This window comes from Burkholderia sp. 4NA327C6 (assembly GCF_005502655.1).
Taxonomy (GTDB): domain Bacteria; phylum Pseudomonadota; class Gammaproteobacteria; order Burkholderiales; family Burkholderiaceae; genus Burkholderia; species Burkholderia contaminans.
Map to the genome: position 1 here is coordinate 13,417 of NZ_SCNZ01000014.1, position 13,928 is coordinate 27,344.

At 67.7% G+C, this 13,928-nt stretch carries 11 protein-coding genes; all 11 read right to left on the minus strand.

Going from position 1 to position 13,928, the window contains the following annotated elements:
• Positions 1–122: 122 nt before the first annotated feature.
• Entirely contained in the window at positions 123–3,149 is a 3,027-nt protein-coding gene (locus FFS49_RS16180) for a DEAD/DEAH box helicase family protein (RefSeq protein WP_039351981.1), read from the minus strand.
• Positions 3,149–5,167 carry a site-specific DNA-methyltransferase gene (locus FFS49_RS16185; RefSeq protein WP_039351978.1) on the minus strand — a complete coding sequence of 673 codons (2,019 nt, stop codon included), beginning with the start codon at positions 5,165–5,167 and terminating at the stop codon, positions 3,149–3,151. The genes FFS49_RS16180 and FFS49_RS16185 overlap by 1 nt, the downstream gene beginning before the upstream one ends.
• A 337-nt stretch (positions 5,168–5,504) precedes the next feature.
• A complete protein-coding gene (locus FFS49_RS16190; protein WP_071335417.1) occupies positions 5,505–6,635 on the minus strand; it encodes a porin in 1,131 nt (376 codons plus the stop codon).
• A gap of 281 nt (positions 6,636–6,916) precedes the next feature.
• Complete coding sequence (locus FFS49_RS16195; RefSeq protein ID WP_071335416.1) at positions 6,917–7,594, minus strand: response regulator; 678 nt, start codon at positions 7,592–7,594, stop codon at positions 6,917–6,919.
• 13 nt (positions 7,595–7,607) lie between these two features.
• Positions 7,608–8,975, minus strand: a complete 1,368-nt coding sequence (locus FFS49_RS16200; RefSeq protein ID WP_039352229.1) for a sensor histidine kinase — start codon at positions 8,973–8,975, stop codon at positions 7,608–7,610.
• Positions 8,976–9,063: 88 nt separating this feature from the next.
• Entirely contained in the window at positions 9,064–9,921 is an 858-nt protein-coding gene (locus FFS49_RS16205) for an ABC transporter permease (protein ID WP_089438879.1), read from the minus strand.
• 37 nt (positions 9,922–9,958) lie between these two features.
• Positions 9,959–10,756 carry an ABC transporter ATP-binding protein gene (locus FFS49_RS16210; protein ID WP_039351969.1) on the minus strand — a complete coding sequence of 266 codons (798 nt, stop codon included), beginning with the start codon at positions 10,754–10,756 and terminating at the stop codon, positions 9,959–9,961.
• 121 nt (positions 10,757–10,877) lie between these two features.
• Entirely contained in the window at positions 10,878–11,882 is a 1,005-nt protein-coding gene (locus FFS49_RS16215) for an ABC transporter substrate-binding protein (RefSeq protein ID WP_039351966.1), read from the minus strand.
• A 166-nt stretch (positions 11,883–12,048) separates the two neighbouring features.
• Positions 12,049–12,831 (minus strand): flagellar biosynthetic protein FliR, encoded by a 783-nt coding sequence (fliR, locus tag FFS49_RS16220; RefSeq protein ID WP_039351963.1) that lies wholly within the window; start codon positions 12,829–12,831, stop codon positions 12,049–12,051.
• Between the two features lie 23 nt (positions 12,832–12,854).
• A complete protein-coding gene (fliQ, locus tag FFS49_RS16225) occupies positions 12,855–13,127 on the minus strand; it encodes a flagellar biosynthesis protein FliQ (RefSeq protein ID WP_039351961.1) in 273 nt (90 codons plus the stop codon).
• A 20-nt stretch (positions 13,128–13,147) separates the two neighbouring features.
• Positions 13,148–13,909 carry a flagellar type III secretion system pore protein FliP gene (fliP, locus tag FFS49_RS16230; RefSeq protein WP_105815437.1) on the minus strand — a complete coding sequence of 254 codons (762 nt, stop codon included), beginning with the start codon at positions 13,907–13,909 and terminating at the stop codon, positions 13,148–13,150.
• Between the last annotated feature and the right edge of the window lie 19 nt (positions 13,910–13,928).

A 13,928-nucleotide genomic window follows, 5' to 3' on the forward strand; every position in this document is an offset into this window, starting at 1 on the left:
GTACGGATCGCTTACACGCGGTTGACAGACAGGAAATCGGTGCAAGGCGCGCGCATCACGAGCGCGCCCGGCCGCGTCGAGAAAGGCGATGAAAAAAGGGCGGCTCATCGCCGCCCTTAGCTTTACCGCCCGGCGCCCGCCAGCGGCGCCGCAGGTTCGAACAACGCATCGGCCTGCCTGACGCGCACGAAGCGCGCCGCACCGTCGCCGTCCACCAGCGCCCGGAAATGCGCCTCGCCGCACGCGAGCTTCGCACGCTCGTGCTCGCTCGGCACGTTGCCGTCCGCATTCGGCGTATCGACGACGAAGTACAGCCGCTCGCCGCCGTCCTGTTCCGCGAGCACGGCCCAGTCCGGGTGATAACTGCCGAGCGGCGTCTGCACGCGGAACCACGCGGGCAGCTTCGCGTACAGCTTCACGCCGTCGTGCGCCTCGAGCGCATCGGCGAACGCGCGCTCCGCGTCCGTCTCGCACACGACCGCCTCGTGGATCGATTTCTGCGCATCGGGCCGCAGGTTGCGCAGGTAGCCGGTCAGCGCCTCGCTCTCGAACGATTCCAGCGCATGCACATGGCGCTCGCCGAGCTTGCGGTACGCGATGCCCGCGACGAGCGCGTGGCGCTTGCAGCGGTTGATCGCATCGGCCGCGACCGCGATGAACTGCTGCGGATTCACGCGGAAATCCTCGAGCCGGCCGCTGTCGGCCAGGATCGTCGCGAGCGAACGGCGCGTGAGCTGCGTGCGGTCCTGCAGTTCGGTGAGCAGGTCGGGCAGCGGCAGCTCGCCTTCGTCGAGCAGCACCGTGCCGGCGCCGGCCACCTCGATCGCCTCGATGCCGGCCTTGCCGATGTCGATCTCGGCCTTGCGCCACTGCAGCCGTGCGCGCGCGATGTCTGGTGCGGCGTGCAGCGCGGCCGCGCAGTCGCGCACGAGCTTCGCGTTGTCGAACTCGACGCGGTACACCGTGCGATGGCGGATGCGGTCCCACAGTGCGCGGAAATCCTCGCCGAACACGACGGCCTTGCCCGACGCATCGCGCCGCAGCGCGATCGCACGGCGCTCGTCCGCGTTGCGCACGGCAAAGCGGCCCGACAGCTTGCGCAGCGTCGCGACGATCGGCGCGCGCAGCATCTCGAACGCCTCCGGCAGCACCAGCGCGCTCTGGCGCAGCGCATCCTTCAGCCGGTCGAGCACCTTGCCCTGCGCGTCGACGTAGCCTTGCTCGTGCAGGTGGTTCCACAGCACGCGCGACAGCTCGGTGCCGAGCGCATGCGCGGGTCCGTCGCTTTCCTGCACGGGCAGCGCCGCGAACTGGTGTTCCTCGACGATCCCGAAACGGATGCCCGTATCGGCCTCGATTTCCTTCTGCAGGTTCTCCGCGAACGATTCGTAGCGCTCGGTCGCGATCACGGTGAGCGTGTTCACGCCCGGATCGCGCACGCGTTCGCCGTCCTGGTCGACGGCGAGGCGCAGCCCGCGGCCGAGCGTCTGTCGGCGCTCGCGTTCGGTCTGGATGTCGCGCAGCGTGCAGATCTGGAACACGTTCGGGTTGTCCCAGCCTTCCTTCAGCGCCGAGTGCGAGAAGATGAACTTCAGCGGCGTGTCGAACGACAGCAGTGCTTCCTTCTCGCGCATGATCAGGCCGTACGCGCGCTCCGCGTTTTCGCGGGCCGCGGCGCTGCTTTCGCTCGTGTCGGTCCAGCCGCCCTTGCGGTCGATCGAGAAGTAGCCGTTGTGTGCGCGCCCGACTTCGAGCGCGACGTCCACGCCGTCGAACAGCGCGCGATAGGCCGGCACGCGCGCCGCTCGCGCATATTCCTCTTCGAAGATCAGCGCGTAGTCGCCCTTCACGGGCATGCCGTTCTCGTCGTAGCGGCGGTAACGCTCGACCGAATCGACGAAGAACAGCGACAGCACCTTCACGCCGCGTTCGGCCAGGCGCAGCTCCTTGTCGAGATGCTCGCGAATCGTGCGACGGATCATCTCGCGCTGCACGGCGAGCGTATCGATATCGCCGAACGCCTCGCCGAGCGACAGGAACGCCTCGCCTTCAGGATGGCGCAGCTCGACGTATTCCGCGCCCTTCACCGCATGGACTTCGCCGATCCGCAGCCCCGCGTACAGCGCCCGCTTGGTCAGGCGTTCGAGATCGTCGCCGTCGGTGGCCGACACGATCTGGCGCTTCACGCCGGCCGTGGTCGCGACGTCGAGCTCGATGCGCGCGCTGATCGCGCCGCGCCGGTTCGACACGCCGACGAGCCGCACGTACGGCTTGTTGTGCGCATCCTCGACGATCGCCGACGCGATCTCGATCTGCTTGACGAGCTTGCGCTCGTACGCGTCGACCGCGTCGAGCCGGTACACCATGTGGTGACGGTCGACGTGCGTGGCCGAATAGCGCAGCGTGCAGAGCGGCGCCATCGCGGCGAGCGCTTCGCGGCCACGGCCTTCGAGCCCGCCGTCGACGCTTTGCGGCTCGTCGACGATCACGATCGGCCGCGTCGCGCGGATCAGGTCGATCGGCTTCTCGCCGCCGGTCTTCTCGCTGTCCTTGTAGAGGTTGTTGATTTCCTTCTTGTTGATCGCGGCCACCGTCATCACCATGATCTGGATCGCCGCGCTCGCCGCGAAGTGGCGCACCTGGCCGAGCTTCGCGGAGTCGTACAGGAAGTAGTCGTACGGCACGCCCGCGTACAGCGCGCGGAAGTGATCCTCGGTGATCGCGAGCGTCTTGTGCACGCCTTCCTTGATCGCGATCGACGGCACGACGATCACGAACTTCGTGAAGCCGTAGCGGCGGTTCAGCTCGAAGATCGTGCGCAGGTACACGTAGGTCTTGCCGGTGCCGGTTTCCATCTCGACGGTGAAGTCGCGCGAGCCGGGCAGGCCGGACGGCGGCAGCCCGCCGCGCAGCTGCACGTCGGCGAGATTGCGCGCGAGCGCGTCGTCGGTCAGCGACAGCCGGTTGCCGACACCCTGTTCCGACACCGCGAAGCCGAGCGAGCCTTGCGCGGCGGCGGTCGTGCCGGGGGCGGCGTTCGCGAGCACGCTGAAGTCGCCGCGATACGATTCCTGGCCGCGGAACAGGTCGCAGACGGCGTCGATCGCCTCGCGCTGGTAGTCGAGATCCGCTTCGAAATGCAGCCGCATCACAGGCTCCGCACGCGCTTCACGCCGTGCTGTTCGAGCAGCGCGGCAAGATTGAGCTTCGCGACGTCGTCGACGAAGCCGCTGTCGCGGAACAGGCACGTGACGTCGTGCGTGGTGCCGGTCGCATCGAGCAGGTCGACGATGCCGTCGGCGAGCGGGCCCGCGTCGTCGCGCGAAATGCGCGCGTCGAAGCACGCGACGATCGAGCGGCCGATCAGGTGCACGGTCTTGCCGGCCACCTGGTGATGCTCGACCGGCGTGCACAGGTCGAGGCCGAGCTTCAGCGTCAGCTCGGCGAGCAGGTCGTCCTCGGTGCGGCCGGTCTTCACGTGCTCGACGGATGCGAAGAGGGCGTGGTCGAAGTCGTCGCGGCGCGGGTCCCACTCGATCACGTTGGTCGTGTCGAGCCGGTACACGCGAAAGCCGAGGTCGCCATAGCTTTCCGGATAGTCGCGCGCGACCTGCTGCGCGGCGCGGCGCAGGCGTTCCTTCGTGATCTCGGCGAGCGTCAGCGGCTTCTTCAGCTTCGCGCAGAAATCGGCGGCAGCCGTCTGCGTCTTGTCGCGCCGGTCGAGCGCCTCGGGCAGCTGCACGAGGATGTAGCGGCGCGCGCCGCCGTCGGTCGCGTTCACCTGCATCACCGCGTGGCCGGTCGAGCCGGAGCCCGCGAAGCAGTCGAGCACGATGTCGTCGCCGCGCGTGCACCAGCCGATCACGGCGGCCGCGAAGTCGACCGGCTTCGGCAGGTCGAACGGGATGCCGAGCGTCTTCAGCAGCGCGTCGTCGGAGCCCGCGAACGGCAGCACCGACGGCACGTTCTCGTACATGTTCTCGTCGAGGTAGTAGATCCGCTGCGGCTGCGTGGTTTCATCCGGGCCGAATTCGATCTGGCCGCGCTCGAGCAGCGCCTGCATCGTCGCGGGCGGGTTGCGCCAGCCGCGCGCCGGCATCGCGCACGGCTTGCCGGTGACCGGATGGATCAGCGGCGTGAAATATTCGTCCGGCGCCTTCTTCTTGTTCGGCCAGGCCATCGACACGAGGCGGTACACGCGGCCTTCCGCCGACAGCCGGTCGTACATCACCTCGCCGCCGGACAGGTTGGTCTGCGCCTTCATCCACGCGCGGTACGCCTTCTGCGCGTCCTTCGCGTTGCCGCTGCGGTACACGGCGTCGTGCGCGGCGTCGAGCATGCGCTGCGCGTTGCGCTTCGGGCGCTTGAGCGGCGCCTGTTCGAGCAGCGTCTCGGCGTTGCGCGCGAACAGCACCAGCGATTCGTGCTGGTACGCGACGCCGCGCGCGTCGCCCTTCGGGTTGCGCTTGTCCCACACGGCCACGCCGAGCTCGTTCTCCTCGCCGAAGATCTCGCGCAGCATCAGCACGAGCGCATGCACTTCATGCTCGTCGATGTGCACGGCGATCAGCCCTTCGTCGGACAGCAGCGCGTGCGCGAGCTTCAGGCGCGGATACATCATGTTCAGCCAGTCGGTGTGGAACCGGCCGTTCGCCTCGGTGTTGGTGCTGCGCTTCACGCCACCCTGGGTCTGCCCGGTCATCGCCAGGTAGTGGCGGATGCTGTCGCTGAAATCGTCCGGATAGACGAAATCGCTGCCGGTGTTGTATGGCGGGTCGATGTAGACGAGCTTCACCTTGCCGGCGTAGCTCTTGTGCAGCAGCTTCATCACGTCGAGGTTGTCGCCCTCGATCACCAGATGGCGCGTGTCGTCCCACGCGACGCTATCGTCGGGGCAGGGCCGCAGCGTGCCCGTCGACGGCGTGAGCGCCGCCTGGCGCGCGCTGCGCTTGCCGTGCCAGTGAAAGCCGTAGCGCTCGTCGGCGTCGCCGACCGTGCGGTCGCCGACCAGCGCCTTCAGCACATCGACGTCGACCGACGCGCCGCCGGGGCCTTCGGTCACGAGTTCGGGGAACAGCGCCTTCAGGCGCGCGACGTTGTCGGCGGTGAAATCCGTCGACATCGCCTGCGGGCTGGCCGCATCGAGTTTCTGCATCGTCTTTTCCATCGGAGCCCGGCCGCGCGCGCCAGGACGTCGGGCGCGCTCGCGGCACCGGCGGCAATGGCCGCCCGGGCAAACCCGAAACGCTATCGAGTCGGTCGGCGCAGGTCAAGCACCGATGTGGGCCGAACGTGCGGGTATCGGCCGCGATCGCCCGCCGGACGGGCCGCAAGCGGCTTCAGGCGGGTTGTCGCATGGCCGGCCGGCGGGGGGGCTGGCGAGCGTCCCGGGCGCGTTCGGAAAAAGACGAAAAAAAGGGCACGGTCGGCGCCAAGCGCCGGCGTGCCCGCACGGAGAATCCCGGGTGGAGGATGCGGCGGGGCCCGTCGGGCCCCGTTTCAGGTCAGAAGCGCGTGCGGATGCCCGACGTCAGTTCCAGCTGGTTCTTCGCGCCGAACGTCGACGACACCGTGTAGCCGCCATGCAGCTTCATGTAGTCGCCGGCCAGATACACCTCGGTGCGCTTGCTCAGGTGATAGAACACCGACCCGTAGATCGTTTCCTTGAAGCCGTTGGCGACGCCGTTGGTCAGGCTGAACGCGCCGAGGTTCGCATTCGGCGTGAAGCCGTCCGCGTTGTTCGCGGCGTTCTTGATGCGCATCTGCTGGTAGCCGAGCTCGTAGTCGAGCGCACCGGGCGGCGCCACCTTCACCGACACCGTCCACGAATCGTCGTGACGCTGGCCGAGCGGGCCCTGGTCGCCGTTGTAGCGGAAGTAGCCGGCATTCAGGCGCACGATGCTGAACGTGTAGTTGCCGCCGACCGAGAACGTCTGGTTCCGGAAGCCGTTGTGGTTCACGTGGTTGTAGAAGCCCGACACGTTGAACGGGCCGCCGTTGTAGCCGAGCGCGGCCTGATACGCGGAGCCGGTCGCGAACGAGGTCGAGTTGCTGAACTGGTAGCCGGCGCTCGCGAAGATGCCGTTGCTGAACAGCTTCTTCCACGCGACGCCGTTGTTGTAGCGCGTGCCGGTCGGGCCGGCCGCGTAGAAGATCATCTGCTTGAAGTTGTTCGAGTTGGTCCAGCCGCCTTCCTCGGTCGTGAGCTTCGCGGAGCCGTACGGATCGCCGTAGATCGCCGCCGAGTCGCGCGCGATGGTGTTCTGGAAGCCGGCCGTCAGCTTGCCGAAGCGCTCGTCCTCGACGCCGACCCAAGCATCACGGTCGAAGATCTGGCCTTCGTCTTCCATCTGGCCGTTCGCGACCACGAATTCGCTTTCGAGGCGGAAGATGACCTTCGTGCCGCCGCCGATGTCCTCGGCGCCGCGCAGGCCCCAGCGGCTGCCGCTGAACCACGGCTCGCCTTCGTTGCCCATGCCGATCACGTGATTGCCGTTCGCGTCGGCGTGGGTCCGGTAGGTCGGAAAGCTCAGGTCCATCAGGCCGTAGAGCTGCACGCTCGATTGCGCATGCGCCTGGGTGCCGGCGCACAGGCCAGCCGCCGCGATGGAAAGGGCAAGGGTTTTTCGTTTCAAGATCGTCTCCTCCGAGCTGCCGCATTGGAATCTGGTCGTTGGCAGTACGCAATGTATGCCGACTCTTGCCGGCCACAGCGAGAGGGCCGACGCATAGCATCGTAGAGGGGGCAATCCTTCACGACGCTTTCCCGGAGTAAAGAATCGGATCGGTGAAAACACCGAACGCGCAACGATCACGGATCGGGCAGGCGGGCGGAAGCAGGCAAGCCGGGGGCGCCGGCATGCGTCGATGACGTTTCGTGCTACGAATCGGTATTCAGGGCTCGCACCGGAGCTTGTCAGCCCGGCGCGCTCTTCATGCGCAGGATGTAACCCAGCCCGCGCAGCGTGATGATCTCGGCCGTGCTGCCCGCGAGATGCTTGCGCAGCCGGTGGATGTAGATGTCGATCGCATCGGCGCTCGGCTCGTCGTCGAGCGCGAACACGCTGTCCATCAGGCGGGCCTTCGACACCGTCTTGTTCTGCTGCAGCATCAGCGTTTCGAGGATCGCGTGCTCGCGGCGGCGCAGCGCGAGCACCGTTTCGCCGCAGCGGAATTCGCGCGTGCCGAATGCGTAGACGAGATCGCCGCACACGAGCTGCGTCGTGCCGACGCCGGCCTGCCGGCGGATCAGCGCGCGGATCCGCGCGACCAGCTCGCGCGATTCGAATGGCTTCACGACGTAATCGTCGGCACCCGCGCCGAAGCAGTCGACCTTGTCGTCGACCGAGCCGTGCGCGGTCAGCATCAGCACCGGCACGTTGTCGTTGCGGCGCCGCAGCCGCGCGAGCACCTCCTTGCCGCTGATGCCGGGCAGGCGCATGTCGAGCAGCACCGCGTCGTAGCGTTCGGTCTTCAGCACCGTATCGGCGCGCTCGCCGTCGCCGACGGAGTCGACCGCGAAATCCTCGCCGCGCAGCAGGTTCACGATCCAGTGCGCGAGCTCGGCGTTGTCTTCGACCAGCAGGAGTTTCATGACGGCCTTCTCTTCATTCGTAGGCGGGCAGCCGTACGGTTACGACGATACCGCGATTGCCGGCGCCCGGCGCGAGCGACGCGCTGCCGCCGTGCGCCTGCGCGATCTCGCGGACGATCGCGAGCCCGAGACCCGAGCCTTCGGTATCGGCCGACACGCGGTAGAACCGCTTGAATACGTGCGGCCGCGCTTCGGCCGGGATGCCGGGGCCGTTGTCGACCACGTCGAGCACGATCGCGTCGCCGTCACGGCGGGCGCAGACCGTCACGCAGCCGCCCGGCTGCGTGTAGCGCACCGCGTTGTCGACGAGGTTCATCACCAGCGCGGTCAGCAGGCTGTCGCTGCCCGCGACGTCGAGCCGCTCGCCGAGGTCGGCCCCGAGATCGATATTGCGCCGCTGCGCGAGCACGATCGTTTCCTCGAGCACGCTCGACACCACGGCCGCGAGATCGACGCGATGGGTCAGCAGCGTCGACGGCGTCGCTTCCGCATGCGCGAGCAGCAGCAGCTTGTCGGTCACGTCGGCCATCTTGCGGCTGCTGCGCTGCATGCTGTCGAGCACCGCTGCAAGCTCCGGGTCGTCGTGCCCGCGCCGCTGCGCATACTGGATCTGCGTGTCGAGCACCGCGATCGGCGTGCGCAACTGGTGCGCGGCATCCGCGATGAAGCGGCGCTGCGTGGCCGTGTGCGTGTTGAGCCGCGCGATGCACTGGTTGATCGCGTCGACGATCGGCCGCAGCTCGTTCTGCAGCCGCTCGGGGCGGATCGGCTCCAGCTCCATCGGCCCGCGGTCGGCCACGTCGTCCTTCAGCTTCATCAGCGGGCGCATCTCGAAAGTGAGGCCGAGGTACACGAGCCCCATCGCGAGCATCAGCATCAGCGACAGGCGCACGAGCTGCGGCCGCCAGATCGTCGCGACCATCGCGCCGTACGAACGCGTCGTCTTCGCGACGACCACCGTCACCGTCTCGATCTGCCCCTCGTCGTACAGCTGGCGATCGTAGGCCACCGCACGCAGCGGCACGCCGTCGAGCGACGTGTCGTACAGCGTCGGCTCGATGCCGTGCCGCGCGGGCACGTCGAGCGCCGGCGTGCCCGCGAGCAGGCGGTCGTGGCCGTCGACCACCTTGTAGAACACCGAATCGCGCGACGGCGATTCGAAGATCTCCAGCGCGGCCGGCGGCACGTCGGCCGCCGGCCGCCCGTTGCGCCATTCGACGTCCTCGCCGATCGTGCGCGCGGACGCGACGAGCGCGCTGTCCTGCACGAGCGCGGCCGTGGTCCGCGCGGTGTCGTACGACATCGCGCCGGCGATCAGCACGAACACCGCGAGCGGCAGCAGCAGCCACCACAGCAGCCGTCCGCGCAGGCTGTGCGCCATCCTGTTGCGCTCCTTCTCCGAAATGCCGAACCGCGCCGGGAGCGCCGGCGCGGTCGGGTGTGTCATGTCAGGCGTCCGTCTGCGGCGCTCAGAACGCCGCGGGGCGCCACTTCAGCAGCCGCTTCTCGAGCCAGGTCAGCAGGTAGTCGGCGGCCAGCGCGACCACCGCCAGCACGATCATCGCCGCGAACACGCCGCTCGCGTTGAACGCGCCCTGGGCGGTGGAGATTAGCAGGCCGATGCCCTGCTTGGAACCCAGGAATTCGCCGACGACCGCGCCGACCAGCGCGAAACCGAAGCTCACGTGCAGGCTGGCGAGAATCCAGCTCAGTGCTGACGGAATCACGACCGACGTGGTGATCTGCCGGCGCGACGCACCGAGGATCTGCGCGTTCGCGATCAGGTAGCGGTCGGCTTCGCGCACGCCCTGGAACGCGTTGCCGAACACGACGAAGAACACCATCACGACGGCCAGCGCGATCTTCGACGCCATCCCGAGGCCCAGCGCGATCACGAAGATCGAGCCGAGCACGACGCGCGGAATCGAGTTCGCGATCTGGATGTACAGGCCGAACACGTCGGCCATCAGCTTGTTGCGGCCGAGCACGATCCCGCAGATCACGCCGGCCACCGAGCCGATCACGAAGCCGATGCCGGTTTCCTCGAGCGTGACCCACACCTGCGTGAGCAGCGGGCCCTGCGACGTGCCGTTCACGAACCAGTCCTGGATCTGCGCGAAGATCAGCGTCGGCTGCGAGAAGAAGAACGGATCGATCCACTTCAGCCGTGCGGCGAGTTCCCACCCGCCCAGCACGATCACGAGTACGGCGATCCGCAGGCCGATGATCAGTTGCCGGCGGCGGCGCAGGCGGGTTTGAGCGGCGCGCGACTCGTCCTCGAGCGACGTTGCCGGAATGGCGGTGGGGGGAAGCGTCATGTCGGTCATGCTCCTGTCCTTGCGGTCCTTGCCTTGAGCGTATGCGTCAGCCGATCTGCACTTCTTCGCGCAGGTCGTGCCAGATGTCCTTGGAAATTTCGATGAAGCGCGTGTCGTAGCGGATCTCCGACGTGACGCGCGGGCGCGGCAGGTCGATCTCGTACACGCGCTTGAGCGTGGCGGGCCGCGCGGTCAGCACGAACACGCGGTCGGCGAGCGCGATCGCTTCCTCGAGATCGTGCGTGACGAACACGACCGAGCCCTTGTTCGCGGACCACAGCTGCAGCAGCTCGTCCTGCATCAGCGTGCGGGTCTGCATGTCGAGTGCCGAGAACGGCTCGTCCATCAGCAGGATTTCCGGCTGGTTGATGAAGGTCTGCGCGAGCGCGACGCGCTTCCTCATCCCGCCGGACAGCTGGTGCGGGTAGTGCTTCGTGAACTTGTCGAGGCCGACCTTGCGGATCCATTCCTCGGCCTGCGTGTACGCGACGTCCTTCGAGCGGCCGCGAAACAGCGGGCCGGCCGCGACGTTGTCGATCACGTTGCGCCACGGGAACACGGCGTCGGCCTGGAACACGAAGCCGATGCGCGGGTCGATCCCGTCGACCGGACGGCCCATCACGCGCACTTCGCCCGTCGCGGGCTTGAGCAGCCCGGTGATCAGGTTCAGCGTGGTCGACTTGCCGCAGCCGGTCGGGCCGACGATCGCGATGAACTCGCCGCGCGCGACGCTCATGCTGAAGTCGCGCAGCGCGACGGTGGCCTTGCCTTCCGGCGAAATGAAGCGGCACGACACGTTGCGAAACTCGATCGCCGGTGTGCTCGGGGAGACTGCCTGGTTCATCGCATTGATCCTGCGGGTGAGGAGGGCGTCGCATCGTGGCGACGCCGGGCCGGTCAACCGGGCCGGAACGGGGAACGCACGGCGGCGGGATCGCCGCCGCCGGCGCCGCTACCGGGTTCGCTTACTTCGCGTTCACGAAATCGTTCGTGAAGGTGCGTGCCAGGTCGATGTGCTTGCCTTTCACCGACGGGTTGAATGCCGACAGCACCTTCAGCACGGTCGCCGGGCCGTCGGCCGGCATCTTGCCGTCGGCCGTGTACATCGGCAGCGACGCCTTCAGCGCGCTCACGTACAGCGCCTTGTCCTTCTGGTAGTCGGCCGGCATCTTCGCGGCGATCTCGTCGGCGCTGTGCGTGTGGATGAACTGCATCGTCTTCGCGAACGCATGCGCGAGCTTGGTCGCCTGATCCTTGTGCGAATCGGCCCAGGCCGACTGCACGTACAGGCTCGCGGCCGGGTAGGTGCCGCCGAGCGCGGCGCGCGTGCCTTCCAGCGTGCGCAGGTCGACCAGCACCTTCGCGTCACCCATCTTCTCGAGCGCGGACACCGTCGGCTCCGTCGTCATCCCGGCATCGATGCGGCCCTGCTTGATCGCGGCGATGAAGCTCGCGTCGGCGCCGACCGGCAGCATCGTGTACTGGGTCGACTGCACGCCGTGCTGCAGCGCGAGGTATTGCGTGAGGAAGCTGGTCGACGAGCCGAGGCCCGTCACGCCGAGCGTCTTGCCCTTCGCGTCGGCCATCGACTTGAAGGTCGGCGCGGCCTTGGTCGACACCATCTCGACTTCGCCCGGCACCTGGCAGAGCACGGCGATCGCCTTCACGTCCTTGCCCTTGCTCTGCAGGTCGACCGTGTGGTCGTAGAAGCCGACCACGCCCTGCACGGCGCCTGCCAGCAGTTCGTTCTCGGCGTCGACGCCGGCCGGCTGCGACAGCAGCTCGACGTCGAGCCCTTCGGCCTTGAAGTAGCCGAGCTCCTGCGTGAGGCGTGCGGGCAGGTAGATGAGCTTCGCGATCCCGCCGACCATGATCGTGATCTTGCCGCCGTCGTCGGCGAAAGCGGGTTGAGCGGCAAGCGCGCAGCTCAGGCTGGCTGCAACGGCGAGGGTGCGCAGGATGGGTCGCATCGGGTCGTCTCCGTTCGTTGTATTCGTATGGCGCGATGCTTGCTGCATCGTCACGACGAGTATAGGGAGACGAAACCTTCCGCTACCTTTCGCGGGCGGGCGATTCCTTTAGGGGTTTTCCAGCAACGCGGGGCCGGAACAGGCGGGAGAACGGGGAAGGGGGCGCTCAGCGCCAGCCGCCCAGCACGCGGCCCATCGCGTCGAGCCCCATGTCGAAAAGGTGCGCCACGAACGGCACGAGGTTCGGGATCATCAGTTGCACGAGCAACAGCCCGACGAGCATCGTCACCGGAAAGCCGACCTGGAACACGCCGATCTGCGGTGCCGCGCGATTCAGGATGCCGAGCGCGAGGTTTGCGATCAGCAGCGCCGCAACCACCGGCAGCGCGAGCAGCAGCCCCATCTCGAACACCGTCGTGCCGAACGATGCGAGCGTGCGCCAGCCGGGCGCGTGCAGCAGGTCGGCCGACACCGGCAGCGACTGGAACGACGCGGCGAGCGCGGCGAACACCTGCAGGTGGCCGTCCACCGCGAGGAACGCGAGCATCGCGACCGCGTTCAGGAAGCGGCCCATCGCGGGCGTCGCGCCGCTCGTGTGCGGATCGAAGAAGGTGGCGAAGCCAAGCCCCATCGACAGCCCGATGAAGTCGCCGGCCGCCTCGACGGCCGCGAACACGATCTGCATCGTGAAGCCCATCGCGGCGCCGATCAGGAACTGCGTGACGAGGATCCAGATGCCCTGCGCGGAGAACACGGTGACGTCCGGCATCGCGCCGAGCGTCGGCGCCACGACCAGCGCCATGAACGCGGCGATGCCGATCTTCACGCGCACGGGCACCGACGCGTGGCCGACGACGGGCGCGGTCGCGACGAGCGCGAGCATCCGCACGAACGGCCACAGGAACGCCGTGAGCCAGCCGTTGAGCTGCGCGTAGGTAACCGAGAACATCGCCGCCGGGTGGTGCGCGCGGCTCAGCCGACGCCGAGCGTCGCGACGTGCAGCAGCGTCTGCCGCAGGTAGTCGAGCATCGTCGTCATCATCCACGGGCCGGCGATCACGAGCGTCGCGGCGACCGCGAGCAGCTTCGGGATGAACGACAGCGTCGCCTCGTTGATCTGCGTCGCGGCCTGGAACAGGCTCACGACGAGGCCGACCGCGAGCGCGACCAGCAGCAGCGGGGCCGCGAGCAGCAGGCCGACCATCATCGCGTGGTGCGCGAGCGTCATGACTTGTTCGGGCGTCATCGTGCGTGTTCCTCCGCGGCTTACGTAAAGCTCTGCGCGAGCGAGCCGATCAGCAGCTGCCAGCCGTCGACCAGCACGAACAGCATCAGCTTGAACGGCAAAGACACGGTGGACGGCGACACCATCATCATCCCCATCGACATCAGCACGCTCGCGACGACCATGTCGATGATCAGGAACGGGATGAACACCGTGAAGCCGATCTGGAAGCCGGTCTTCAGCTCGCTCGTGACGAATGCCGGCACCAGCAGCGACAGCGGCACGTCCTCGGGCCCCTGCATCGGCGCGGCCTTCGAGATCTTCGCGAACAGCGCGAGATCGGTCTCGCGGGTCTGCTTCAGCATGAAGGTCTTGAACGGCGCGACGCCGCGCTGCACCGCCTGCTCCATCGGCATCGAGCCGTCGGAGAACGGTTTGTAGCCGTCGTTGTACGCACGGTCGAGCACCGGCGACATCACGAAGAAGGTGAGGAACATCGCGAGGCCGACGAGCACCTGGTTCGGCGGCGTCGTCGCGGTGCCGAGCGCCTGGCGCAGCAGCGACAGCACGATGATGATGCGCGTGAAGCTCGTCATCATCAGCAGCATCGCCGGCAGGAACGACAGCATCGTGAGCAGCAGCATCGTCTGCACGCTCAGCGAATACGTGGTGCCGCCGTGCGGGCCCGGGCTCGCGTTGAACGCGGGCAGGCCGTTCGCCTGCGCATACGCGAGCCCGGGGGCGAGGCAGAGGATCAGCACGGGCGCGAAGCGCGCCGCGCGATGCAGGAAAGCGTGTTTCATCGGAATGCGGGGTCGGAAA

What these genes read in the sequence shown, in the direction of transcription:
- FFS49_RS16180 (WP_039351981.1), bottom strand. Translation starts at nt 3,149, where the DNA reads ATGCGGCTGCATTTCGAAGCGGATCTCGACTACCAGCGCGAGGCGATC.
- FFS49_RS16185 (WP_039351978.1), bottom strand. Translation starts at nt 5,167, where the DNA reads ATGGAAAAGACGATGCAGAAACTCGATGCGGCCAGCCCGCAGGCGATG.
- FFS49_RS16195 (WP_071335416.1), bottom strand. Translation starts at nt 7,594, where the DNA reads ATGAAACTCCTGCTGGTCGAAGACAACGCCGAGCTCGCGCACTGGATC.
- FFS49_RS16200 (WP_039352229.1), bottom strand. Translation starts at nt 8,975, where the DNA reads ATGGCGCACAGCCTGCGCGGACGGCTGCTGTGGTGGCTGCTGCTGCCG.
- FFS49_RS16205 (WP_089438879.1), bottom strand. Translation starts at nt 9,921, where the DNA reads ATGACCGACATGACGCTTCCCCCCACCGCCATTCCGGCAACGTCGCTC.
- FFS49_RS16210 (WP_039351969.1), bottom strand. Translation starts at nt 10,756, where the DNA reads ATGAACCAGGCAGTCTCCCCGAGCACACCGGCGATCGAGTTTCGCAAC.
- FFS49_RS16215 (WP_039351966.1), bottom strand. Translation starts at nt 11,882, where the DNA reads ATGCGACCCATCCTGCGCACCCTCGCCGTTGCAGCCAGCCTGAGCTGC.
- fliR (WP_039351963.1), bottom strand. Translation starts at nt 12,831, where the DNA reads ATGTTCTCGGTTACCTACGCGCAGCTCAACGGCTGGCTCACGGCGTTC.
- fliQ (WP_039351961.1), bottom strand. Translation starts at nt 13,127, where the DNA reads ATGACGCCCGAACAAGTCATGACGCTCGCGCACCACGCGATGATGGTC.
- fliP (WP_105815437.1), bottom strand. Translation starts at nt 13,909, where the DNA reads ATGAAACACGCTTTCCTGCATCGCGCGGCGCGCTTCGCGCCCGTGCTG.